The organism is Streptomyces sp. ISL-100, assembly GCF_018614615.1.
In the GTDB taxonomy this organism is placed as follows: Bacteria; Actinomycetota; Actinomycetes; order Streptomycetales; family Streptomycetaceae; genus Streptomyces.
Genome location: NZ_JAGGOK010000034.1, coordinates 17,388 through 40,715, shown reverse-complemented (window position 1 = coordinate 40,715; position 23,328 = coordinate 17,388). Strand labels below are relative to the sequence as shown.

Here is a 23,328-nt window from a genome sequence, read left to right as displayed (position 1 = left end):
TCACACCCAGGTCCGGGGGCGGAAACGGTTGGCCCGTTCCACCAGGTCGATCCTCTCCTCGCCGCGCTGGGCGAGCCGGGCAAGTACCCGGTACGAGCGTTCCAGACCGAAGCGCAGGCCGCGCTCGTCCAGTTCGCTGCCGAGCAGCGCGGTCTGCGCGGGGCGAGCCCCGTGCCCACCGGAGAGTACCCAGTCCAGGGCCGTGCCCAGCACCTCGGTGGACAGCTGCTCCCGGCGTACGGCGTCGAGTCCGAAGTCCCGCAGCGCTTCCACCTGGGCGGCGGCCGCTGTCAGATCGTCGACGAGCGTCCCGTCCTGCGGGGCGCGCCGGCGAAGGCGCGCGCGCACGGCGGCGACCCGGGCCGCCGTGTAGTGGATCGACACCTCGGGCACGGACTCCAGCGTCTGTACGGCGCCGGGCCGGTCGCCGGCGGCGAGCTGGACCCTCGCCAGCCCGAAGGCGGCACTCACGTAACTCGGGTCGGTCACCCAGACGAGGCGGTAGTACTCGGCGGCGTTGTCGAGCTGCCCGAGGACTTCGGCGCACACGGCCAGGGCGAGCTTGGGCGCGGCCTCGCCGGGGAACGCGTCGTACACCGCGTCGAAGGACAGCGCGGCGTTCTCGTTGTCCCCCGAGACGAGGGAGGCGATGCCCCGGTACCAGACGACTCGCCAGTCGTCGGGGTGCTGGAGCTCCAGGGCGTACAACGCCTCGGCGGCGGTGGCGTATTCGTCCATCTCCAGCCGGGCGCGCAGCTCGCGCAGCCGGCGCTCGACGGAGTCGCCCGGCGCGGACTGGAGCGCGGCGATGAGTTCCGCGGGCGCGGAAGCCATCAGGCCGGCGAGGAACCCGGCGTTGGGGTCGTTCGGGTCGACGCGCGGCACGGGCAGCGCGAGCGCGGTGGCCCCCGCCTCCAGGGGCGCGAGGTACGGAGACAGCGCCGGTACGCCGCCGGGCCCGACCCCGGGAGCGGCCCCCGGCGGCGCGATGCCCCCGGGCACGGAGACGGGCGCGGGAACGCCGGCCTGGGTGGCGGCGTAGGGGGCTCCGGCCTGGACGCTACCGGCCTGGGCGGCGGGCGCCGGGAGGCTGCCGGGCTGTGCGCCGGGGGCCGCGTAGGTTCCGGGCTGCGCGCCGGGCCCGGTGTAACCACCGGGCTGCGCACCGGCTTCGCCGACGTGGGTGCTGGGCCCGTGGTCACTGCCGGGCGCTCCGGCGGTCGCGTACGTCCCGGGCTGTGGGCCCGGGGCGGCGTAACCCGTCGGCTGAGCGCCCGGGCCTTGCGGTGCGGCGGGCGGTGGAACCGGTGCCGGGTAGCCGCCGCTGCCGGCAGCGCCGGAGGAAGCGCTGCGGTGGGTCGCTCCGTAACCTCCGGCTCCGCCGGGACCCGTGGCGCCCGGCGCGCTGACGAGGGGTGCCGCCACGGTGCCGGGGAGCGGCCCGCCCCCGGCGCCCTGCGCCGGTACGGCGGCCGCGCCCGCGTATCCGCCGGGACCCGGAGCCCCGCCACCCGCGCCAGGACCGATGCCCTGCGCCGGAATGGCACCCGAACCCGAACCCGAACCCGCACCGCCGCCCAAGGCCGCCCTCGCTGCCGCGCGTCGCGCCCTTCGCCCCGTCGGCACGGCCCGGCCGCCCAGCTGCGAGACATCACCCGTCAGCTCCGCGAACAACTGCGTGTCCGGCACCCGCAGTTCCGGCCCGAACAGCGTCGAAAGTGCCGGGCGCGGGCGGCCCGTCTGGAGGGCCACGACCTCCCGCAGCACGCCCGTCAGCTGCTCCGCCATCTCCGCCGCCGACGCGAATCGCCGCGCCGGGTCGGGGTCGGTCGCCCGTACCAGCAGCCGGTAGAAGGACTCGTACCGCCGGAACACCTCGATGTTGCCGGGGTCCGGCAGGCTGTCCACGAAGATGTTCGTGTAGCCCTGGAAGTCGAAGGTCAGCACAGCCAGCGTGCGCGCCACCGTATAGAGGTCGGAGGCGACGGACGGGCCGACCTCCGCGACCTCCGGTGCCTGGTACCCCACCGTGCCGTAGATCGCGCTCTCGTCGTCGTCCATCCTGCGGACCGCGCCCATGTCGATGAGCTTGAGCTGGTCCTGCTGCTGGATCGCGTTGTCGACCTTGAAGTCGCAGTAGAGCAAATTCCGGCTGTGCAAGTGCCCCAGCGCCTCCAGCGCCTCGATGCCGTATGCACAGGCCTGCTCGACCGGCAGCGGATCCCGCCGCCCCGCCGCGCCGCGCCGCTCGTTCGCGATCTCCTTGAGCGACTTGCCGCCGACGTACTCCATGACGATGTAGCCGTCCATGGAGCCGGTGCGCTGGTCGAGGTGCTCGACGAAGTTGTAGATGCGGACGATGTTGGAGTGCTCGATCTCGGCGAGGAAGCGCCGCTCAGAGATCGCCGCCGCCATCGCGTCCTGATCGCCCGTGTCCAGTAGGCCCTTGAGTACGACCCACCGGTCCGACACCGCGCGGTCGACGGCCAGATAGACCCAGCCGAGGCCGCCGTGCGCCAGGCAGCCCATGACCTCGTACTGGCCGTGCACGATGTCCCCGGCGCCCAGCTTCGGCACGAAGGAGTACGGGTGCCCGCACTTCGTGCAGAAGCCTTCCGTACGCCCGGCCCTGTCCCCGCGCGAACGCCCCACCGGCGCCCCGCAGTCGGAGCGCGAGCAGAACCTCTTGCGCTCCGGGACCTCCGGGTTCTTCATCACGGCGGACTGCGGATCGGGGCGCGGCACGTCCGGTATGGAGACCAGCCCCGCGCCCAGCCGGTTGCGCCCGGACGAGCCCGACGACGCGCCGGAACTGCGGACCGACACCGACCGCCCGGACGTGGCCGTGCCGGACAGGGAGCGCGAGAGGCGCCCGGAGACCGAACGGCGCGAGGTCGAGGACCGCGACGAACGCGAGGAAGAGCGCGACGAGGCCCGCGCGCTGCCACTGCGCCCGGACGTACTGCTGCTGCGGCCGCCCGCCGCCATCCCGGTCGGCGGCGACGACAGCATGCCCGTCGGCGACACGACCGGCGCGAGCCCGCAGGTGTCGCAGTAGAACTCGCCGCCGCCCATGTCCTCGTACGATCCCTCGCACCCGGGGCGCTGACACTGGCTCATGACGTGCTCCCCGTCCGGTCGCTGGGCTCGTTGCGTCGCGGCACCAGGACTTCCGCCGCCGCCTGCTGGTACCGCAGTACCGCCTGCTCGGCGACCCGCAGGTCGCACGGCGCGCTCCACAGCATGCGGCGGGCCGCGTCGTACCGCTCGATCAGCAGCGGGTCCTCCGCCATGCCGTGCCGGGCGACCTTCGCCCGGTACGCGTCGAGCCGGCCGCGCAGCTCGGCCCGGACCGCCAGTGGCGCGGTGACCGCGGTCAACGACTCCCGCGCACGCATCAGCTCGTCCTCGGCCTCGCGCTCCAGGGACTCAAGCAGCGGCGACAGCCGGTGCCACTGGGCGTGCCTGCGGTATTCGGCCGCCAGCACCAGCTGCTCCTGGAGCGCGGTCGGCGGCCCGCCGACCGCCGGCACCTCGGACGCGGCGATCTTCGCCAGCACCTCGCCGCGCGCCGACCTTGCCTCGGTCAGTGTGCGGTCCGCGCGCGAGAGCGTGTCGCGCAGCCGGACCAGCCGCTGCTCGGCGTCCTGTCGTACGGTGAGCACCGCGTCGATCTCGCGCCTGACGTCCTCCAGCGCGCGGGCCGCCCGGTCGTAGCGCTCGGTGTCGGGGCGGCCGCCGCCCGGCGCCGAACTGCCCAGCCCGGGGCGCCAGAAGGCGAGCGGGTCGGTCACGACCTGGGTGCGCAGCGCCGTCAGCTCGCGAGTGATCGACTCCAGGTCGTCACCCGACGGATGCTCACCGGGCCGTACGCCGACGGAGTGCGCCAGCGAACGCGTGCGCTGGAGCTCGGCCGCCAGGAGGTCGATACGCGCGGGGAGCGCGGACCACACCGCGTCAGCGGTGACGACCATGTCGAGCGACTGCGCGTACAGATCGTTCATCCGGGACACCAGCTCCGCCAGGGTCAGCCGCTCTGAGAGCTTGGCGGGCCCCGTGATCGACGGAGCGGTGGGGACGGACGCGCCGCCCGCCACGGTCACGCTCGCGCCGCGCAGGATGTCGGTCAGCTCGGACAGGTCCTGGCGATTGGGGAAGCGCCGCCGCGACCGCAGCTCACGGGCGGCGCGCAAGGTGGCGGTGTACGTGTCGAAGTACGACCACAGCAGGGTGATGGCCGGCTCGGTCGCGGTCCAGCGGTCCAGCGTGGTGCCCGTCAGCTCGGCGCCTTCGAGCAGCCTGCGGCCGGCGTGGTCCTGCAACGCGAGGAGCGAGCTCTCGATCGCCTCGTACTCCGCGCCGAGCCGCGCCAGCGCGCGGTCCACCTCGTCCCGGTCCATCACCGGCCCGGTGGCACCCGCCGCCACGCTCATCGATCACCTCTCCGCTCTTCCGCTTCCCCGATGTACTGCCCCGTGTCGTTCTGCCCAGGATTCAACCGGCTCAATTGTCCCGGTACTTCGGCTCCGGCGGCTTCTTGATGCCTGGCAGGTCGTCCTTCAGCCACTTGGCGTACGCCGTCATCCACGGGCCGGTCTCGCCGCCCTCGCGGTAGTCGTCGAGGACCTGGTTCAGCCGGCGTACCAAGTCGTCGCTGCCGAGCTTCGCCGCGACGCCGTAGTACTCCTGAGTGAACGGTTCGCCCTTGAGCTCGACCGCCGGATCCTGCGCCGCCTGGCCGGCCGCCAGGGCGTTGTCAGTCACCACGGCGTCGACCTCGCCGAGCTGGAGCCGGACCAGGCAGTCCAGCTGGTTGGACACGGTGAGACCTTCGAACTTCGCGCCGAACGACTTCGCGGCCAGCGCGTCGTACGCCGTCGAGCCCTTCGCCGTACAGACCTTCTTGCCGGCGAGCGAGGAGTCGTAGCCCTTGACCGTCGATTTCTTCGGGGCGAGCACCTGCTGCCCTGCCTGGAAGTAGGCGGTCGAGAACGCGACGTCCTTGATCCGGTTGCAGTTGACCGTCATCGTCCTGACGACGACGTCGACCCTGTCCTCCTGGAGGGCGAGGATGCGCTGATTGGTGGGTATCGCGCGGTAGATGACCTTGTCGGGGTCGCCGAGGATGTCCGCCGCTATGGCACGCACCAGGTCGATGTCGAAGCCTTCGAGGTCACCGGTGGCCGGATTGCGGTAGCCCCAGCGGAAGCTGTTCTGGTCGACGCCGGCGATCAGCTTGCCGCGCGCCTTGATCTTCTCGATCGCGGGGCCGTCCGCATTCGAGGGCCGCAGGCTGCGCTCCGGCTCCTCGCAGATGTCCGCCCGTGCGGGGACCGCCCGCGCCACCCGCTGCCCCACCGCGTCCGAGCCCTGCCCGTCCCCGGCGCCGTGGGAGAGCGGCAGCAGCGTCGCCGCGGCCGTCAGCGCGCAGGCCGCGGCCATGCCGGCCACTCCGCCCCAGCCGCGCAGCCTGCTGCCGGTACCGCCCACGGCCCTGACCCTGCTGCCGCTCCTGGTCACCGCGCCTCCTCCCACCCGCATCACCTGTTCACCTGTACTCCGAAAGCCTGCGCCCGATGCCGAGCACGGCGCCCGCCGCGCCCAGCACCGCCAGGACCGCGGCGCCGAGCGGCAGGCCGGTGAGCGCGCCCCGGCTGCCCTCGGCTGCCCGGGTGAACTCCGCCTGCTCGTGGGCGAGCGCCTTCTCCAGCGCCGCGTCGACCCCGTTGAAGCACTCGCCGGTGGAGCCCTTGGCTCCGATGACCTTCGCCAGGGCGCCTTCGTAGTCGCCGCCGTCGTCGGTGGCGCGCGCGGTGGTGTGCCGCTTGCGCCACTCGGCGGCCTTGGTGGTCGCGTCCGTCACGGGCGCGCTGCCCCGCAGATCGTCGGCGAGCTTGCTCGCGTCCGCGAGGCGCTGCACGAGGACCTTCATGCCGTCGGCGTACTGCGACTCGTACAGGTCGCGCTTGCCGTCCTCGGCCAGTACGGCGCCGCGCGCGACGAGAGTGAGGTTTTCGTTGGCGCGGGCGTTGAGCGAGTTGATGCGCGCGTCGTTGAGGACTTCGAGCGACTTCTGGCCGTTCGTCATGGCGTCCTTGAGGTCGGCCCGCGCCACGGCGTGCCCTACGCCCAGCCACAGCAGGACGACGGCGGAAGCGACGCTCGCGGCCAGCAGACCGTGGTTCAACACCCGGTTCGTACGCAGGTAATTGCGCCGCTGGGCCCAGGCGAGGCCGCCCAGCGCGAGGACTCCGAGCCCCAGCCCGATGAACGGCCACACCCGGGCGTCGTCGTAGTCGTCCCCGAGTCTGCTGGTCTCCGCCTTGTACAGCCGCTCGGCGGCGGGGAGCAGCTTGGTGGTCATGCGCTCGTTCGCGTACCGCAGGTAGGCGCCGCCGAGGGGGAGACCGAGGCGGTTATTGGCGCGGGCGCGCTCTATCAGACCGGTGTACTGGGGGAGTTGGGTGTTGAGTACGGCGATCTCGCGTCCGGAGGCGCTGGTGCTTTCCGTGTTGGCGGCGGCCTTCACGAGCAGGGCGGATGCGGTGGCGATGTCGTCCTCGTACCGCTCGCGCACGTCCTGCGGTTCCTGTGCCCCCGCCAGGAATCCGTTGGCGGCGGCGGAGTCGGCGTCGGCGAGGGAACGGTAGATGCTCGCGGCGTCGGCACTCAGTGGCTGGCTGCGGGTGACCACGGCGTCGGCGGCGGCCGCGCGGTCGGAGATCTCCCAGGCGGTCGCCGCTCCGAAGGCGACGACGAGTGCGGCCACGAGGGCGCCGATGATGCGGAGCCGGCCGGGTTCGGTCGTGGCGCCGGCGCGCAGCCGGTCCACGCCTTCCGACCACGCGGTGGTCCGCGCGGGCGGTTGCGCTTCGCGCACGTTCGGCGGGTGTGCCACTTGACCTCCCCCTCGGTCCCGGCAAGCAGTATGGCCGCAGGGGCCGGTATCCACACCACGATTGACTCGATCTTGTGCCGATCAAGGCGCTTTGTGCGTTCTGATCCCCCTCCTGTATACGCAGGGGGGACGTGTTCGGTTCCCAGCCCGAGTCCCTGCGGGGCTGTTCCCCTACCCGCGCTCCTCAATCGCCGGAGGGGCTCCATAGGAGCCCGTCCGGCGATTGAGGACACGCCCGCAGGGCGTCTGCGCTGTCTGGGGTCTGGGGGCTTGCCCCCAGCTTCGGGAAGGGGCGGGTCGGGGAAAGCGCCGCAGGCTCCGGAACCCGCACCCGCACCCGCCCCCTCACGCGTAGTGCGCGCGCAACCGTTCACGCGCCGCAGGCCCCGCCCCGGTACGGTCAAGGCCCAGCAGCGCCGCCCCCAGCACCGGCGGTGCCGTCACCACGCGCAGTACCGCCTTCGGGGCCCGGTCCGACATCAGCGCCGCGATGCGGTCGTCCAGCTCCGGATGGCGAGCCGCCAGGACACTGCCGCCCAGCATCACAGGGGCCTCCCCGGCGAGCAGATCCAGCCGGCCGAGCGCCACCGTCGACATCGCGACCACCTCCTCCGCCTGGCGGTACACGATCGACCGGGCGACCCGGTCCCCCTCCGCGCTCACAGCGAAGAGCACGGGGGCCAGTTCATGCCGCCGCCCCGGCGCGATCCGCCCCAGATGCAGCGCCTCGATCAGCGCGTACATCGACGGCAGCCCGAAGTGCGCCGGCAAGGCGTGCGCCAGCTCCGTGCGCTCCCCCCGGCCGTCCTCCGCCCGCGCCGCGAACCAGATCGCCTCGTCCGCGAGACCTCCGCCGCCGCCCCAGTCGCCGGAGAGCCGGCCGATCGCGGGAAAGCGGGCCGTGCGCCCGTCCGGGAGCATGCCGACGCAGTTGATGCCCGCGCCGCAGACCACCGCGACGCCGCGCGGCTCGTCGACACCCGCCCGCAGGATCGCGAAGGTGTCGTTGCGGACCTCCGTCGTACGCCCCCACCCGCGCGCGTGGACGGCCGCCGCCAACTCCTCCTCCTCGACCGGGAGATCGGCGTTGGCGAGGCAGGCGGAGACGTGTTCGGCCTCCTCCACCCCCGCCTCCTCCAGAGCCCGCCCGACCGTCTCCGCCAGCGCGTCGACCGCCGCCCCGACCCCGACCACCGGCGGCTGGAAGCCACCGCCCCGGGTCGCGGACAGGACCGACCCGTCCGGCCCGACCACCGCCACATCCGTCTTGCTGTTGCCTGCGTCGATGGCGACAACCGCCGCGCTCACGCCCACGCCAGGTGCTCCCGGTTGTGTGCGATCAGCCGGTCGGTGAGCCCGTCGGCGTACTCGAACTGGCCGATCAGGGGGTGTGCGAGCAGCGCCTTGAAGACGCGGTCGCGTCCGCCGCGCAGCGCGGCCTCCAGTGCGAGGTCCTCGTACGCCGTCACATTCGCGATGAGCCCCGCGTACAGCGGGTCGAGCTCGGGCACGGCCAGCGGTGTGGCGCCCGTCCGGTCGACCCGCGCCTGGACCTCGATGACAGCGTCGTCCGCCAGAAACGGCAGCGTGCCGTTGTTGTACGTGTTGACGACCTGCACGGGACTGCCGCCGTTGCCCAGCAGTGACGCCGCCAGATCCACCGCCGCTTCCGAATAGAATGCGCCGCCGCGCTTCGCCAGCAGCGGGGGCTTCTCGTCCAGGGCCGGATCGCCGTACATGGCCAGGAGTTCCGCTTCCATCGCGGCCACCTCCGCCGCCCGCGACGGCTTCGTCCCGAGCTCCCGCACCACCTCGTCATGCGCGTAGAAATAGCGCAGGTAGTAGGACGGGACGACACCCAGCCGGTCCAGCACCGCGCGCGGCAGGTGCAGGTCGTCGGCGATCGCGTCCCCGTGCTCGGCGAGCAGCTTCGGCAGCACGTCCTCACCCTCGGGACCGCCGAGGCGTACCCCCAGCTCCCAGCTGAGGTGGTTGAGACCCACGTGGTTCAGGTGTACGTCGGCCGGCGCCACCTCCAGCAGCTTCGCGAACTTCCGCTGGAAGCCGATCGCCACGTTGCACAGCCCGACCGCCTTGTGCCCGGCCTGGAGCAGCGCCCGCGTGATGATGCCGACGGGGTTGGTGAAGTCGATGATCCAGGCGTCCGGGTTCGCGCGGCGTACCCGCTCGGCGATGTCCAGGACGACCGGGACCGTACGCAGCGCCTTCGCGAGACCGCCGGCGCCCGTCGTCTCCTGCCCGACGCACCCGCATTCCAGCGGCCACGTCTCGTCCTTGTTGCGGGCGGCCTGCCCGCCCACCCGGAGCTGCAGCAGCACCGCGTCGGCGCCCGCTACGCCCGCGTCAAGGTCGGAGGTGGTCGTGATGCGGCCGGGGTGGCCCTGCTTGGCGAAAATGCGGCGGGCGAGGCCGCCCACCAGGTCCAGGCGGTCGGCGGCCGGGTCGACGAGGGTGAGCTCCTCGATCGGCAGGGTGTCCCGCAGGCGAGCGAAACCGTCGATCAATTCGGGGGTGTAGGTGGAGCCGCCCCCCACTACTGCGAGCTTCATGCCAGCCATCGTCCTCAGCCCTTTACTCCGGTCAGTGTGACGCCTTCGACGAATGCCTTCTGGGCGAAGAAGAAGACGACGATCACAGGGGCCATGACCAGCACGGTCGCGGCCATGGTCAGATTCCAGTCGGTGTGGTGCGCGCCCTTGAACGATTCGAGTCCGTACGACAGCGTCCAGGCGGCCGGGTTCTCGGAGGCGTAGATCTGCGGTCCGAAGTAGTCGTTCCAGGCGTAGAAGAACTGGAACAGGGCTACGGCCGCGATGCCCGGCTTGGCCATCGGGATGACGACCCGGATCAGCGTGCGGAGTTCGCCGCAGCCGTCGACCTTCGCCGCATCCAGGTATTCGTTCGGAATGGTCAGCAGGAACTGCCGCAGCAGGAAGATCGAGAACGCGTCACCGAACGCCATCGGGATGATCAGCGGCCACAGCGTGCCGGACAGGTCGAGCTGCTTCGCCCAGAACAGGTACATCGGAATGATGATGACCTGCGGCGGCAGCATCATCATGGAGATGACGAGCATCAGCGACAGGTTTCGGCCCCGGAAGCGGAACTTGGCGAGCGCGTACGCCACCGGGACGGACGAGGCGACCGTCAGTACGGTGCCGAGTCCGGCGTACAGCAGCGTGTTCCTCCACCAGGTCACGAAGCCCGGCGTCTCGAACACCTTGGCGTAGTTGCCCCACTCCCAGGTGTTGGGCGTGAGGTCGCGGGTCAGCGCCTGCTGGTCGTTCATCAGTGACGTCAGTACGACGAAGACGAACGGCAGCACGAAGAAGAGCGCGGCCGCGATCCCCAGCGAATGGACGGCGACCCAGTGCAGAAGCGCTTTGCGGCGTGCGGTGCGCTCGGCGGGTGTGGCGAGAGTGTGCGTCATGACTGTCATTCACCTGCCTGGAGGATGCCGCCGCGCCGCCGCATCAAAAGCGCGGTGAAGGCCATGGCCAGGGCGAACAGAACGAGCGCGACCACGCACGCGGCCCCGTAGTCGAAGCGCTGGAAGCCGAGGTTATAGACGAGCTGGGGGAGTGTCAGCGTCGACTTGTCGGGGTAGCCCGGCTCGAACTGCTGGCCCGAGCCGCCGATGATGCCGGAGGCGACCTTCCCCGCGACCAGCGGCTGTGTGTAGTACTGCATGGTCTGGATCACGCCGGTGACGACGGAGAACATCACGATCGGCGAGATGTTGGGAAGGGTCACGAAGCGGAAGCGCTGAATCCCGGACGCGCCGTCCAGCTCCGCCGCCTCGTACTGCTCCTTCGGTACGTCGAGCAGCGCGGCCATGAAGATGACCATGAGGTCGCCGATCCCCCACACCGCGAGCATGGTGAGCGCCGGCTTCGACCAGGACGGGTCGTTGAACCAGCCGGGGGTCGGCAGCCCGAGGTCGCCGAGGACCGAATTGACGGGTCCCGTGCCGGGGTTGAGGAGAAAGACGAAGGCGAGCGTCGCGGCGACCGGCGGGGCCAGGAACGGCAGGTAGAAGAGGGTGCGGAAGATCCCCGTACCCGTCTTGATCTTGGTGATCAGCAGGCCGGTGCCCAGGCCGAAGACGACCCGGCAGGTGACCATGATCAGGACCAGCCACAGGGTGTTGCGCAGCGACGGCCAGAACATCGGGTAGTCGCGGAAGACGTACGTCCAGTTGTCGAGCCCGTTGAAGGTGGGGACACCGAAACCGTCGTACTGCATGAAGGAGAAATAGACGGTCGACAGCAGCGGGTACGCGAAGAAGACGCTGAAGCCGATCAGCCAAGGCGACATGAAAGCCGCCGTCCGCAGTGCCGTTTTCCGGCGCTTCGCGACCAGGGCCGACCGCCGGCGCTTCGAAAGAAGCGTGTGCGTGCTCATCGCAGGACTACTTCGCCTTCGCGATGTCGGTGTCGATCTGTGCGGCGGTCTTCTCCAGGCCGGCCTTCAGGTCCTTCACCGCGCCCTTCTCGTACTGGTAGCCGAACTCCTCGATCGTCTGGAGGTACGTCGCACCGTTCACCGCGCCCGCCGGGGTGCTGGACTTCGGGTGCTGCGCGATGTCCAGGAACGTCTTGAAGCGCGGGTCGAGCTTGAGGTCCGGCGACTTCAGCGCGTCGAAAGTCGACGGCACATTGCGGATCGCGTTGGCGAACTCCACGACGGCCTTCGTGTCCGTGGTCATGAACTTGACCAGCTCCCAGGCCGCGTTCTGCTTCTTGCTGGCCGGGGCGATGCCCATGACAGTGCCGGACAGGAAGCCCTTGCCGTAGCTGTCGGCCTCGTCGTCGGCGACGGGCATCGGCGCGACACCGACCTCGAACGGCACCTTGGCGTCCTCGGCCATGCCCAGCCGCCACTCACCGTCCATCTGCATCGCGACCTGGCCGGTGTGGAACGGGTGCTTGGCGCCCCACTCGTCACCGAAGGTGCCGCGGTACTTCTCCAGCTTCTCGAAGCCGCCGAGCTCGTCCACCAGCTTCTTCTGCTGAGTGAACATGGCGGCGAAGGCCGGGTCCTTGGCGATGTTCGACTTGCCGTCCGCGTCGAAGTACGTCTGGTCCCAGCTGCCCATGTAGTGCTCGGTGGTCGTCTCGTAGCCGTGGAAGTTCGGCATGAAGCCGAGCTGCTCGTAGCTGTCGCCTTTGGCCTTGGTCAGCTTCTTCGCGGTCGCGGTCAGCTCGGACATGGTCTTCGGCGGAGAGGCGATGCCGGCCTTCTTGAAGGCGTCCTTGTTGTAGTAGAGGCCGTACGCGTCGGCGAGCAGCGGCATCGCGCACCGCTTGCCCTCGAACTGCGTGTACTCCAGCGTCACCTTCGGGAAGGTCTTCTCCAGATCGAGCTTCGACTTCTCGATGAAGGGCTTGAGGTCGGCGAAGGCACCCGACGAGCAGAACTTCCCGACGTTGGACGTCGTGAACGAGGACACGACGTCCGGGCCCTTCGAACCGCCCGCGCGCAGCGCCTGGTTGAGCTTGTCGTCGTTGATGTTGCCGACGACGTCGACCTTGATGTTCTTGTGCTGCGCCTCGAAGCGGTCGACGTTCGCCTGGATCGCCTTCACCTCGCTCGGGGCGCTCCAGCCGTGCCAGAAGGTGATCGTGGTCTTCGCGTTCGGGTCGTCGGTCGCGCCGGACTCCGACTGGCCCGTACACGCGGAGGCGAGCACGGATATCGCGGCGACGGCGACGGCTGAGCTGATGAGACGGCTGTTTTCGCGCATGACAAAGCTCCCAGGGGCCGGACGGGGTGAGGGGACGGGAAGGGGGACGGAGGGGGCGGCAGGAAGTGGGAAGGGCTAGCGGGAGGAGGTGTCGAAGACTTCGTCGCGCGTGGTGGCGAGGGCACTCTCCACCGCCCCGCGCAGTACGGGCTCTTCCTGTACGGAACCGATGACGAGCCGGGGCCGGGGGGCCGCAAGCTCGGCCAGCTCCGACTGGACCAGGGCGCGCAGCAGTTCGCCGCCGGCGACGAGAACTCCGCCGGACAGCACGATCAGCTCGGGGTCCAGGAGGGCCACCATGGAGGCGAGGCCGGTCGCGAGCCCCGTCGCGAAGGCCTGGAGGAGCTCCTGGTACGGCCCTTCGGTGGCTCCCGAAGCCTCGCTGAGCAGCGCGATGGCCTCGTCGATGTACGTCTCCCCGGGCGGCACCGCGATGCCGAGCTCCCGGGCCAGGCGGGGCACGGCCTGGCCGCCCGCCAGCTCCTGGAAGCCGCCGGAGTTGGCCTTCGTAACCCGGCGTACGAGCGGAGTGCCCGGCACCGGCATGAACCCGACCTCGCCGGCGCCACCGGTCCAGCCCCGGTGCAGCTGCCCGCCGATCACCAGCGCGGCACCGAGGCCACCGTGGTTCCACAGCAGGACGAAGTCCTGATGCCCCCGGGCGGCGCCCAGCCGCTGCTCGGCGACGGCGGCGAGGTTCACGTCGTTCTCGTACTCGACGGGCATGGGCAGCGCGGCCACCAGGTCGTCGAGCAGGGTGGGGGAGTGCCAGCCGGGGAGGTGGGAGGCGTAGCGGAGGCGTCCGGTGCCGGGGTCAAAGGCGCCGGGTGTGCCGATGACGACGCGGTGTACGTCGGCCCGTACGAGCCCGGCCGCCTTCACCGCGCCGTCGAGTGCGTCGGCCACCTGGCGTACGGCAGACTCGGCGCGCCGGCCGGGGGTCCGGATTTCGTATGCGCCGACGGTCTCGCCCGTGATGTCGGCCACGGCGGCGCGGATGCGCTGCGGCGTCACGTCGAGGCCGGCGACGTGCGCGGCGCGCGCGTTGACGGCGTAGAGCTGCGCGTTCGGTCCGGGGCGCCCCTCGGTCGTACCGGTGGCGACGACGAGGCCGGCGGTCTCCAGGCGGACGAGCAGCTGGGAGGCGGTGGGCTTGGACAGCCCGGTGAGCTTGCCGATCCTGGTACGGGAGAGCGGGCCGTGCTCCAGGAGCAGGTCGAGGGCGGCGCGGTCGTTCATCGCCCGCAGAACGCGCGGCGTGCCCGGTGTTCCCGGCGTTCCCGGTGGTCCGGCCATGGCAATGCACCCACCCTTCGGCTCCCAGTCACCCAGTCTCCCCAACATCACTGTTAGGAAAGTTTCCTATTGGGTGGGATGAAGGTAGGTCGCACGCAAGCCGGACGTCAAGAGCCGCCAACGCACGGCGCCCCCGCGGCAACCAAAGTGTTACCTGCGGGGGCGCTGAACGAACGTACGAACTGCTTCTGTCACTTCGCGAGGTTGGTGGGGGCCTGCTGAATCGGAGACGCCGCGAGGGACTGCGGGGACGTCGGGCTGGCGAGTGCGGACGGCGCCGACATGCCCGCCGTCGGGTCGGCCGGCGTACCGTCCTCGCCGAGCAGCGCCTGGCCGCCGACGATCCGGATGCCCGCACGGTCGAACGCCTGCTTGATGCGCCAGCGCAGCTCCCGCTCGACTCCGAGCGCCTTGCCCGGCATGGTCTTCGCGGAAACCCGCACCACCATCGAGTCGAGCAGCACCGAGTCCAGGCCCAGCACCTCGACGGGGCCCCACAGCAGCTCGTTCCACGGGTCTGCCTTGGCGAGCTCGTCGGCGGTGTCGACGATGACCTTGCGCACGCGGTCCAGGTCCTCCGACGGGCGCACCTGCACGTCGACCCCGGCCGTGGCCCAGCCCTGGCTGAGGTTGCCGATGCGCTTGATCTCGCCGTTGCGGACGTACCAGATCTCGCCGTTGTCGCCGCGCAGCTTCGTCACGCGCAGGCCGACCTCGATGACCTCGCCGGACGCGACGCCCGCGTCGATGTTGTCCCCGACGCCGTACTGGTCCTCAAGGATCATGAAAACGCCGGAGAGGAAGTCGGTGACCAGGTTGCGCGCACCGAAACCGAGCGCCACGCCGGCGACACCCGCCGAGGCCAGGAGGGGCGCCAGATTGATGTTGAGTGCGCCGAGCACCATCAGGGCGGCCGTACCCAGGATCAGGAACGACGCGACCGACCGGAGCACGGATCCGATCGCCTCCGAGCGCTGACGGCGGCGCTCGGCGTTCACCAGGAGGCCGCCGAGCGCGGTGCCCTCCACCGCCTGGGCGCTGCGGTTCATGCGGGCTATCAGCTTGGTGAGGGAGCGGCGGATGACCGTACGCAGAACGGCGGCGATCACGACGATCAGCAGAATGCGCAGGCCGACGCTCAGCCAGGTGGACCAGTTCTGCTCGACCCAGCTCGCGGCGTTGTTCGCCTTCTGCGCGGCCTCGTCGAAGGTGACGGGCTCGGGTGACGTCGACGACGTCGGGTCGGCGGCCGACAGGACGGACCAGAGCACGACGGGTACCTCCAGGCGGGATGGGACGACAGCAGACCAACCACACTAACGGGGCATCCTGCTCAGTACGGCGCTGTGGTTCGAGGGAGAGACAAGGCTCACCAGGGCATGAAGGTGGTGTGGTCGAAAACACTCCCAGCCCGTTACCCGGACGTGGTGGCGTTTCGACCAGGGGTGAGGGGAGACTGAGAGCAGATCGTCCCGGCGCGAGCCACGCGCCGCCGGCGTAATAGGAGGCATCCGTGCCGCATGTCCTGGTCCTCAATGCGTCGTACGAGCCGCTCGGCGTCGTACCGCTCCGCCGCGCGCTCGTCCTCGTACTGGAGAACAAGGCTCTCTGCCTCGAGGAATCCGGCGCCTTCATGCACAGCGCGACCCGCGCTGTCCCCGCACCCAGCGTCGTGCGGCTGAAACGGTTCGTACGGGTCCCCTACCGGGGGCCCGTTCCACTCACCCGCCGTGCGCTCTTCGCCAGGGACGGCGGGCGCTGCATGTACTGCGGTGGTGTCGCAACCAGCGTCGACCACGTCGTTCCGCGCAGTCGTGGCGGTCAGCACGCCTGGGAGAACGTGGTGGCGGCGTGTCGCCGCTGCAATCACGTCAAGGCCGACCGGCACCTGATGGAGCTCGGCTGGCGGCTGCGCCATCAGCCCGCTCCGCCGTCCGGTCTGGCCTGGCGGATCATCGGGACCGGGCATCGGGATCCGCGCTGGCTGCCGTACCTGCAGCCGTTCGGCGCGGATGATGCGCTCGCTCGGATCGACGGCGTTTCGGCCTGAGGATCCGGGCCGCCCCTTACCGAAGCCGGGGCTTGCCCCGGTTCGGGAAGGGGCGGGTCGGGGAAAGCCCCGCGCAGCGGCCCCCGCGCCCGCCGGGGGCTACTCCGCGTCGGCCACCGCGTACGCCTCGACCCCGAACAGCGAGTAGCCGAACGGCAGCGCCCGCTCATCGCACTGCACCCGCACGAACCGCACGCCCTCCGCGTCCATCCGCACCGCCTCGCGCCCACCCTGCCCGTCCCGGACCGTCGCCGCCGTGCGCCACGTGCGGCCGTCCTGCGACACCTGGATGCGGTACTTCTTCGCGTAAGCCTCCTGCCAGTGCAGCACGACCTGCCCGAGCCGCACCGGCTCCGCCAGCTCCGTCTGCCACCACGCGGAGGGGCCGATCGGCGAGGTCCACCGGGTCGCCGGGTCGCCGTCGGCGGCGTTCGGCGCCGGGAAGTCGGCGGTCTCGTCGCCGGACGACGACACCCTCACGCCCTCGCCCCGTACGAGATCGGGCCCGCCCGTACGTGGGAACGCCCGCACCGTCAGGACACTGTCCTGCCCGTCGAAGGACACCGGCACCTTGTACTCGCCGGCCCGCACCGCCTTGTCGACCCGGACATCGAGCGGCACGGCGGTGGACGCCCCGCGCGGCACCGTCGTCGCCCGAGGGGCCCGCACCTCGATGCCCTTCGGCGCCTCGGCCGTCAGCCGCCCCCGCACCTCCCCGGGGCGCTGCCCGGTCAGCCGTACCGTGACGCGCTCCGGCCTGTCCCCGCCGATCTCCGCGTCCGTCTCGCTGCGCTCCAGCCGCAGCCCGGCCCGCGGCTCGTCCGCGAACCAGGGCACCACGCGGTGCACCACAGGAGCTCCGCCGTCACCCGCCGCGTCCCACCTCAGGCGCACGGCGTCCACCCGCGCCCCCTCGGCGTCCGTCTGCGTCCAGCCGCTGCCGGAGAGCGTGCCGACACGCCGCCAGCCCTGGCCCTGGACAAGCGCCTCGACGGCCGCGCCCTCGCCCGTACCCGGCTCGGTCATGGCGGTCAGCGCCTCGACGGGACGCGCCCGGTCGAGCCGTACGGTGTACGAACCGGCGCCCTCGGCGACGCTGCCGGCCCTGCGGTCCGCGCCGGTCCAGGCGTCCGCCGCCTTGACGGCCTTCGCCAGGAACGGGTCGAGCACACCCTTGCCGACGGTGACCCGGCTCGCCTTCAGGGAGCCGCGCAGCGCCTCCAGGTCGAGCGAGGCGCGCCACGCGGCCGGCCCGTCGCCGCGCGCCTGCGCCTGGAGCAGGTCGACGGACAGCTCGCCCGCCCTGCCGTACCGCGCCAGCTGCTCGGTCCACGGGCGAACTTCGTCGTCGAAAGCGCCGCCCGCCGAGTCCTGGAGCCGCAGCGGCGCCTCGCGCATCACCGTGAAGGCGTCGCGCAGCTTCTTCGCCGCCGCGTCCCGGACGCGCTGGTCGGGAGAGGTACGCGCGCGCCAGAAGCCGTCGATGAGCGGCCGCAGATACGCCGATTCCTCGCCGCCCAGCACGGACGACGCGTCATTGCCCGCCAGTGCCCGCATCGCCTCGCGGGCCGTCGCGTCGCCGCCCGCCAGGTCGTCCATCGCGGCCTGCCACGACTCCTGCGGCTGGTAACCGCGCGGGTTCCACGCGTAGTCGGCGGCCGTGAAGAGCGGGATGCGGGAGGCGGACGCCTGCTCCATGGCGTTGGCGAGGAGGGCGACGGAGCCGGTCGCGACGGCGGGCTCCCGGCCCGTGTAGGGGCCGAGGAAGATACGGTCCTGCGCGTAATCGTTGACCGGATAGTTGTCCATCGTCACCAGCGGATGCCGGAACGCCTCACGCGCACCGGCGAGTTCACGGCCGGTGATCGTCTTGGGCACGACCCCGACACCCGTCCACGCGACGTGCACCCCGCCGTCCAGCTCGGCGGCGAGCGCCTGCCGGTAGTCGGTGTCGCCCTCCTGGTAGAACTCCGTCGGCATCACGGACAGCGCCTCGGACCCCGGGTGCCGCTCCGCCAGGTGCCTCGCCACCGCGTTGGTCACCCGCGCATGCGCCTTCGCCGCCGCATGTGGCCCCGACCCGAAGGTGTCCGCGTCCGCGTCGCAGTGCCACTCGCTGTAGCTGACGTCCTGGAACTGGAGCTGGAAGGAGCGCACACCGAGCGCCCACATCGCGTCGAACTTGCGGTTCAGCGCCCTGATGTCGTCGTCGGAGGACATGCACAAGCCCTGCCCGGGTGCCACGGCCCAGCCGAGCGTCACATGGCTGCTGCGGGCCCGCTCGGCGAGCGCCCGGAAGTCGGCGCGCTGGTCGGCCGGGTACGGGTCGCGCCAGCGGGCGGCCTGGCGGTAGGGGTCGTCGCCCGGCGCGTAGAGGTACCGGTTCTGCTTGGTACGGGCCATGAAGTCGACCTGGGCGAGGCGCTGTTCGCGCGTCCACGGCTGTCCGTAGAAGCCCTCGGTCATGCCGCGTACGGCCGTCCCCGGCCAGTCGCGGACCATGACTCCCGCGATCTGCTTCCCCTGGTCCCCGGAGGCCGCGCGCGTAACCAGCTGGCGCAGGGTCTGCGCGGCGTGGAAGAGGCCGTCGTCGCCGACGCCGTCGAGCGCGACCGTGTCCCGTCCGCCGACGCTGCCGACGGCTATCCGGTAGCCCCCGGAGGGCAGATCGGCGTTTTCGGGTGCGCGCAGGGCGCGCAGCGCGTCGTTCGCGCCGGTGCCTCCTGCCCGTACGACCAAGCCACGCTCGGGCAGCGGCTCATCGGGCCGCACGGTGTACAGAGTCTTCACGCCCGCGTCGCGCAGTACCCCTTGGAGGGCCTTCACGGCGTACTGATCGGTGCCCGCCTCCGCGACGAGCACCGCTTCCTCGCTCACCCGCACCGGCTGCCCGGCCGCCCGTATGGACTGCGGGCGTGGCCACACGGCAGGCAGGGCGGCGTCGCTCTCGCGGTCAGGCTGCGCGGCGGTGGGGGTGTCCGGGTCGGAGGGGGCGGCGAACGCCCCGTGCGCACCACCGAGCAGCCCACCGATCACGGCCACCGCGACGGCGGTCGCACCTCTCGCGCCTCTCCTGCGCCCGAACTGCACGGCCGTCTCCTCAGTCGCGTCAGTCTCTGCTGTGGGCCCCGAGCCCACCACCCGCCCGCCCGGGTGTCAATTTCCATACGGGTTTCATGGGGGGAACCTGGTGTGACGCGGGACACGTTGATGGAACGAATGCGTCTGCGGCCGTGTCCATTGGGTAGGGCTGCTGTGTCCATGTAGCCCACCGTAGGGAGGCCCCTGTGGCCGCTGCACAGCTTCTCCTCTCCGCCCTGTCCAAACCGGTGCCCGCTCCCCGCGCCGATCTCGCCCCCGTGTTCCCCCTGGATCCGGCGTTCCCCCTCGACGCCGGATTCGCCGAGCCGCTGCTCACCACCGAGCCGCCCCTGACCAGCGAACCCCCGATGGCCGACGCCGCGCCGCTCACCAGCGAGCCCCCGATGGCCGATGCCGCCCCCCTGACCAGCGAACCGACCGCCCACGGCACGGCATCGGGCGTGGAGCCCACGGGGGTATAGATGGGCCTTGCCCGGCTCGCGGCCCTGCACGGCGTCGCCACGTCGTACCAGCCATCGGCGCACCGCACGCTCCAGGTCCCCGACGACACGGTGGTGGCCGTGCTGGCGGCCCTGGGCGTCGACGCGCGTACGCCCGAGGCGGTGCGTACGGCCCTCGAAGCCCACGAGGCCGCCGCCGCCCGCCGTCTGCTGCCCGCCACGGTGGTGTCCTGGACCGGCCCGGACGGACCCCGGCCGCCGCCTGCCCTCGCCGGCCTGCCCGCGGGGACGCGGCTGCGGGTGGAGACGGAGCAGGGGCCGGCGGTGGAGTGGGAGACCCTGTCGCCTGGCGTGTCGTCCCCCGTCTCAGCGCCCGACGACGCGCCCCGAGAGGAGGCGCCCGGACCGCAGACTGAGGACGGGGTGGCTTCGCCGCCCGCCGTGAGCGAGGGCTGGGGGCAGCTGCCGCTCGGGGTGCACCGGCTGGGAGTACGTACGCCGGAAGGGGCAGCGGACGCCGCCACGCTCGTCGTCGCGCCCGCCCGCGTCCCGCAGCCCCCCGGCCGCACGTACGGGTTCATGGTCCAGCTCTACTCCCTCCTCTCCCGGCGTTCCTGGGGCATGGGCGACCTCGGTGACCTCGCCGAGCTCGCCGCCTGGTCCGGGCGCTCGCTGGGCGTCGGCTTCGTGCAGATCAACCCGCTGCACGCGGCTGTCCCCGGTACGCCCACCGACCCGTCGCCGTACCGCCCGTCCTCGCGCCGCTTCCCCGACCCCGTACACCTGAGGGTCGAGGACGTTCCGGAGTACGCCCATGTCCCGGCGGCGGACCGCGCGCGCATCGACGAGCTGCTGGAGCGGGCCGCGACCCTGCGCGACGGCGTACTCAACAAGGGCGAGCTGATCGACCGCGACGCGGTGTGGCAGCTGAAGAAGGAAGCCCTGGAGCTTGTACGGCCGATCCCGCTCGGCCCCGGCCGCCGCGCCGCCTACTGCGACTTCCTGGCTGAGCAGGGCACGGCCCTGGAGGACCACGCCACCTGGTGCGCGCTCGCCGAGGTGTATGGGCCCGACTGGCACGCCTGGCCGGCCGAGCTGCGCGACGACCCGCACTCCGCCGCCGTCGAGCGAGCCCGTAACGACCTCTGCGACCGCGTCGACCTGCACTGCTGGCTGGCCTGGCTCACCGACTCCCAGCTGGCCGCCGCCCAGCACACCGCGCGCGAAGCGGGCATGCCCGTCGGCATCGTCCACGACCTCGCCGTCGGCGTGCACCCCGGCGGCGCCGACGCCTGGGCGCAGCAGTCGGCGTACGCGCGCGGTATGTCGGTCGGCGCCCCGCCGGACGCCTTCAACTCGCTCGGCCAGGACTGGGGCCTGCCCCCGTGGCGTCCGGATGTTCTGGCTGCCGCTGCGTACGCTCCCTTCCGCGGCCTGCTGCGCGGGCTGCTGCGCAACGCGGGCGCGCTTCGGATCGACCACGTGATGGGGCTGTTCCGGCTGTGGTGGGTTCCGGAGGGCCGTGAGCCGACGCAGGGGACGTATGTCCGCTACGACGCGGAGGCGATGCTCGCCGTACTCGCTCTGGAGGCACACCTGGCGGGCGCGAGCGTCATAGGGGAGGACCTGGGGACGGTCGAGCCGGGTGTGCGGGATGTGCTTGCCGAGCGCGGTGTGTCGGGTACATCGGTGATGTGGTTCGAGCGCGACTGGACCGGTACGGGCGAGCCGCTGCCACCGGAGGGTTGGCGCGAGCACTGCCTCGCCACGGCTACTACGCATGACCTGCCGTCCACTGCCGCCCGGCTGACGGGCGAGGATGTGGCGCTGCGCCACCGGCTCGGGCTGCTCACGCGCCCGCTGGAGGAGGAGCGGGCCGAGGCGGCCGTGGAGGTGGCGGCCTGGCTGTCGTACCTGGCCAGGCTGGGTCTGCTGCCGGAGGGCGCGGGCGACGAGGAGGGCGAGATCCGTGCAGTGTACCGCTTCCTGCTGCGCACCCCGGCCCGCATGATCGGCATCTGGCTGCCGGACGCGGTGGGCGACCGGCGGCCGCAGAATCTGCCGGGCACCTGGGACCAGTACCCCAACTGGCGCCTCCCGGTGGCCGACGCCGAGGGGCGGCCCGTAACCCTGGAGGAACTGGCCGCGTCGCCGCGCCTGCACGACCTGATCGCCGCCTTCCGGACGCGTACGGCACCCCCGGGCGCGCGGTCCTGTTAGGCGTTCGCTACGTTTGCACCGTGGACAAGAAGAACGCCCTGCGCGCCGGCGCCGTCGCGGCCGGTACGACGCTGATGATGCTGCTCATGTCGTCCCCCGCCCTCGCGCTCACGCCCGACGACGGCGACGACCCGGGTCCCGGCCTGAGTGTGGCCGAGACGCTCGGCCTGTATGTCGTGGCTCCGATCGCGCTGTTCGCGGTGATCGCGGGTCTCGTGATGGTGCTGGACAAGTCCAAGAAGCAGACCCGCTGACAACACCGTTCTGAGCGACCTCTCTGAACGTTTCTGAGGGCGCCTCCGTCCGTACGCGCGTGATCGCTCGTGTACGGACGGAGGCGCCCTCACGTTTTTTTATACGGCTACGGGCGGTCGCGGTCCCTACGGCCGGGTCGAACCGGCCAGGAGCTGCCGCAGCAGCTCCTGGAGCTGCTCGACCTGCTCCTCGCCGAGCCCTTCGAGCGCCTCGTGCTGAAGCTCGAGGCCGGCCACCACGGCCTCGTCGACGATGGCGAGGCCGCGCTCTGAGAGTGTCACCCGCAGTCCGCGCCGGTCGTGCGGATCGGGGCTCCGGCTCAGCAGCCCGGCCCGCTCCAGCTTGTCGAGCCGGCCTGTCATCCCGCCGGTTGTGAGCATCAGCGTCGCGGAGAGCTGGCGCGGCGAGAGCGTGTACGGCTCACCGGAGCGGCGCAGCGGCTGCCGCGCGGCGTCTGGTGGGGCAGGGCGGCCGTGCTCGGGGCGCTGAACATCGGGGCGTTCTTCCCGCTGCTCTTCCTCTCCGCGTACCGGCTGCCGGGCGGCATGGCGGCGGTTTTCGGCTCGCTCGGGCCGCTGTGGGTGGCCGGGCTGGCGGCCTTGCTGCTGAGCGAGAAGCCCACCGTACGCACCCTGCTGACCGGGATCGCGGCGGCGCTGGGCGTGAGCCTGGTGGTGCTGCGCGCCACCGCCGCGCTGGACACGATCGGCGTGCTGGCGGCGCTCGCCTCCTCCGCCTCGATGGCGGCGGGCACCGTACTGACCAAGCGCTGGGGGCGGCCCGAGGGTGTGGGCCCGCTGGTGATGACCGGCTGGCAGCTGACCGCGGGCGGGCTGCTGATCGCGCCCGTCGCGTTCCTGGGGGAGGGTGCGCCGCCGGCGCTGGACGGGCGGGCTGTGGCCGGATACCTCTACCTGGCGCTGGTCAACACGGCGGTCGCGTACTGGCTGTGGTTCCGCGGCATCGGTCGGCTCACCGCGACCTCGGTGACCTTCCTCGGCCCCCTGTCGCCGCTGACCGCGGCGGTCATCGGCTGGGCGGCGCTGGGGGAGGCGCTGTCGCCGGTGCAGTTGGTGGGGATGGCGATCGCGTTCGGGGCGACGCTGCTGGGTCAGATGAAGGTTTCGCGGCCGCGAGCTTTGCGATCCTCGCGATCTTTTAGTTCTCCTGAACGGAATGCTCGGAAACATTCGATGGACCTGACGGATGGTGCGGTGCGACGGTAGAACCCGAAACCACGACCACGAACCAAGATCGAGGGGGATCAGTGGCAGTCCTGGACCGCGTCCGTATCAGCAGC

General features: G+C 71.6%; 16 protein-coding genes and 2 pseudogenes. 5 read left to right on the top strand and 13 right to left on the bottom strand.

Annotated elements, in window-relative coordinates:
- The 11 genes from J7E89_RS15280 to J7E89_RS15230 all read right to left on the bottom strand — a co-directional run bounded on the left by J7E89_RS15280 (position 1) and on the right by J7E89_RS15230 (position 15,232).
- On the bottom strand, positions 1–3,120 hold the full coding sequence (locus J7E89_RS15280) for a serine/threonine-protein kinase (RefSeq protein WP_214973814.1): 3,120 nt from the start codon (positions 3,118–3,120) through the stop codon (positions 1–3).
- Complete coding sequence (locus J7E89_RS15275; protein ID WP_214973837.1) at positions 3,117–4,400, bottom strand: hypothetical protein; 1,284 nt, start codon at positions 4,398–4,400, stop codon at positions 3,117–3,119. Before J7E89_RS15275 ends, J7E89_RS15280 begins: the two co-directional genes overlap by 4 nt.
- 103 nt (positions 4,401–4,503) lie before the next feature.
- Positions 4,504–5,541 (bottom strand): glutamate ABC transporter substrate-binding protein, encoded by a 1,038-nt coding sequence (locus tag J7E89_RS15270; protein WP_214973812.1) that lies wholly within the window; start codon positions 5,539–5,541, stop codon positions 4,504–4,506.
- A gap of 7 nt (positions 5,542–5,548) precedes the next feature.
- Positions 5,549–6,898, bottom strand: coding sequence for a hypothetical protein (locus J7E89_RS15265; protein ID WP_374196823.1), 1,350 nt, complete (start codon positions 6,896–6,898; stop codon positions 5,549–5,551).
- Positions 6,899–7,243: 345 nt separating this feature from the next.
- Positions 7,244–8,212 (bottom strand): BadF/BadG/BcrA/BcrD ATPase family protein, encoded by a 969-nt coding sequence (locus tag J7E89_RS15260; RefSeq protein ID WP_214973810.1) that lies wholly within the window; start codon positions 8,210–8,212, stop codon positions 7,244–7,246.
- A complete protein-coding gene (locus J7E89_RS15255; RefSeq protein ID WP_214973808.1) occupies positions 8,203–9,468 on the bottom strand; it encodes a 6-phospho-beta-glucosidase in 1,266 nt (421 codons plus the stop codon). Before J7E89_RS15255 ends, J7E89_RS15260 begins: the two co-directional genes overlap by 10 nt.
- A 14-nt stretch (positions 9,469–9,482) precedes the next feature.
- On the bottom strand, positions 9,483–10,349 hold the full coding sequence (locus tag J7E89_RS15250) for a carbohydrate ABC transporter permease (RefSeq protein ID WP_251060579.1): 867 nt from the start codon (positions 10,347–10,349) through the stop codon (positions 9,483–9,485).
- A gap of 5 nt (positions 10,350–10,354) precedes the next feature.
- The gene (locus J7E89_RS15245; RefSeq protein ID WP_214973804.1) at positions 10,355–11,323 is read right to left on the bottom strand and encodes a carbohydrate ABC transporter permease; all 969 of its coding nucleotides are present in this window, start codon (positions 11,321–11,323) and stop codon (positions 10,355–10,357) included.
- Between the two features lie 7 nt (positions 11,324–11,330).
- A complete protein-coding gene (locus J7E89_RS15240; protein ID WP_214973803.1) occupies positions 11,331–12,665 on the bottom strand; it encodes an ABC transporter substrate-binding protein in 1,335 nt (444 codons plus the stop codon).
- 75 nt (positions 12,666–12,740) lie between these two features.
- Positions 12,741–13,961, bottom strand: coding sequence for an ROK family transcriptional regulator (locus J7E89_RS15235; RefSeq protein WP_214973802.1), 1,221 nt, complete (start codon positions 13,959–13,961; stop codon positions 12,741–12,743).
- A 191-nt stretch (positions 13,962–14,152) separates the two neighbouring features.
- The gene (locus tag J7E89_RS15230; RefSeq protein WP_214973801.1) at positions 14,153–15,232 is read right to left on the bottom strand and encodes a mechanosensitive ion channel family protein; all 1,080 of its coding nucleotides are present in this window, start codon (positions 15,230–15,232) and stop codon (positions 14,153–14,155) included.
- A gap of 242 nt (positions 15,233–15,474) precedes the next feature.
- Between J7E89_RS15230 and J7E89_RS15225 the strand changes: the two genes are divergently transcribed.
- Positions 15,475–16,011 carry an HNH endonuclease gene (locus J7E89_RS15225; RefSeq protein ID WP_214973800.1) on the top strand — a complete coding sequence of 179 codons (537 nt, stop codon included), beginning with the start codon at positions 15,475–15,477 and terminating at the stop codon, positions 16,009–16,011.
- Between the two features lie 99 nt (positions 16,012–16,110).
- Here the strand turns inward: J7E89_RS15225 and J7E89_RS15220 are convergent, their stop codons facing one another.
- Positions 16,111–19,101, bottom strand: a complete 2,991-nt coding sequence (locus tag J7E89_RS15220) for a beta-N-acetylglucosaminidase domain-containing protein (protein ID WP_214973799.1) — start codon at positions 19,099–19,101, stop codon at positions 16,111–16,113.
- Between the two features lie 278 nt (positions 19,102–19,379).
- On the opposite strand from J7E89_RS15220, the gene J7E89_RS15215 reads away from it, so the two are divergent.
- The 3 genes from J7E89_RS15215 to J7E89_RS15205 are packed head-to-tail and all read left to right on the top strand — an operon-like array spanning position 19,380 to position 22,027.
- Positions 19,380–19,574: a hypothetical protein gene (locus J7E89_RS15215; RefSeq protein ID WP_374196824.1), complete on the top strand. Its 195-nt coding sequence runs from the start codon at positions 19,380–19,382 to the stop codon at positions 19,572–19,574.
- The gene (gene malQ, locus J7E89_RS15210) at positions 19,575–21,773 is read left to right on the top strand and encodes a 4-alpha-glucanotransferase (RefSeq protein WP_214973795.1); all 2,199 of its coding nucleotides are present in this window, start codon (positions 19,575–19,577) and stop codon (positions 21,771–21,773) included.
- Positions 21,774–21,793: 20 nt separating this feature from the next.
- Positions 21,794–22,027: a hypothetical protein gene (locus tag J7E89_RS15205; RefSeq protein ID WP_214973793.1), complete on the top strand. Its 234-nt coding sequence runs from the start codon at positions 21,794–21,796 to the stop codon at positions 22,025–22,027.
- Between the two features lie 126 nt (positions 22,028–22,153).
- On the opposite strand, the pseudogene J7E89_RS15200 reads toward J7E89_RS15205, so the two are convergent.
- Positions 22,154–22,465: pseudogene (locus J7E89_RS15200) on the bottom strand (MarR family winged helix-turn-helix transcriptional regulator); the annotation flags it as partial.
- On the opposite strand from J7E89_RS15200, the pseudogene J7E89_RS15195 reads away from it, so the two are divergent.
- A pseudogene (locus tag J7E89_RS15195) lies at positions 22,460–23,254 on the top strand (EamA family transporter); the annotation flags it as partial. The pseudogenes J7E89_RS15200 and J7E89_RS15195 overlap by 6 nt on opposite strands.
- Positions 23,255–23,328: the final 74 nt, after the last annotated feature.

Excerpts from the sequence above, each read along its gene's own strand:
- J7E89_RS15280 (WP_214973814.1), bottom strand. The coding sequence starts at position 3,120 with ATGAGCCAGTGTCAGCGCCCCGGGTGCGAGGGATCGTACGAGGACATG.
- J7E89_RS15275 (WP_214973837.1), bottom strand. The coding sequence starts at position 4,400 with ATGGACCGGGACGAGGTGGACCGCGCGCTGGCGCGGCTCGGCGCGGAG.
- J7E89_RS15270 (WP_214973812.1), bottom strand. The coding sequence starts at position 5,541 with ATGCGGGTGGGAGGAGGCGCGGTGACCAGGAGCGGCAGCAGGGTCAGG.
- J7E89_RS15255 (WP_214973808.1), bottom strand. The coding sequence starts at position 9,468 with ATGAAGCTCGCAGTAGTGGGGGGCGGCTCCACCTACACCCCCGAATTG.
- J7E89_RS15250 (WP_251060579.1), bottom strand. The coding sequence starts at position 10,349 with ATGACGCACACTCTCGCCACACCCGCCGAGCGCACCGCACGCCGCAAA.
- J7E89_RS15245 (WP_214973804.1), bottom strand. The coding sequence starts at position 11,323 with ATGAGCACGCACACGCTTCTTTCGAAGCGCCGGCGGTCGGCCCTGGTC.
- J7E89_RS15240 (WP_214973803.1), bottom strand. The coding sequence starts at position 12,665 with ATGCGCGAAAACAGCCGTCTCATCAGCTCAGCCGTCGCCGTCGCCGCG.
- J7E89_RS15235 (WP_214973802.1), bottom strand. The coding sequence starts at position 13,961 with ATGGCCGGACCACCGGGAACGCCGGGAACACCGGGCACGCCGCGCGTT.
- malQ (WP_214973795.1), top strand. The coding sequence starts at position 19,575 with ATGGGCCTTGCCCGGCTCGCGGCCCTGCACGGCGTCGCCACGTCGTAC.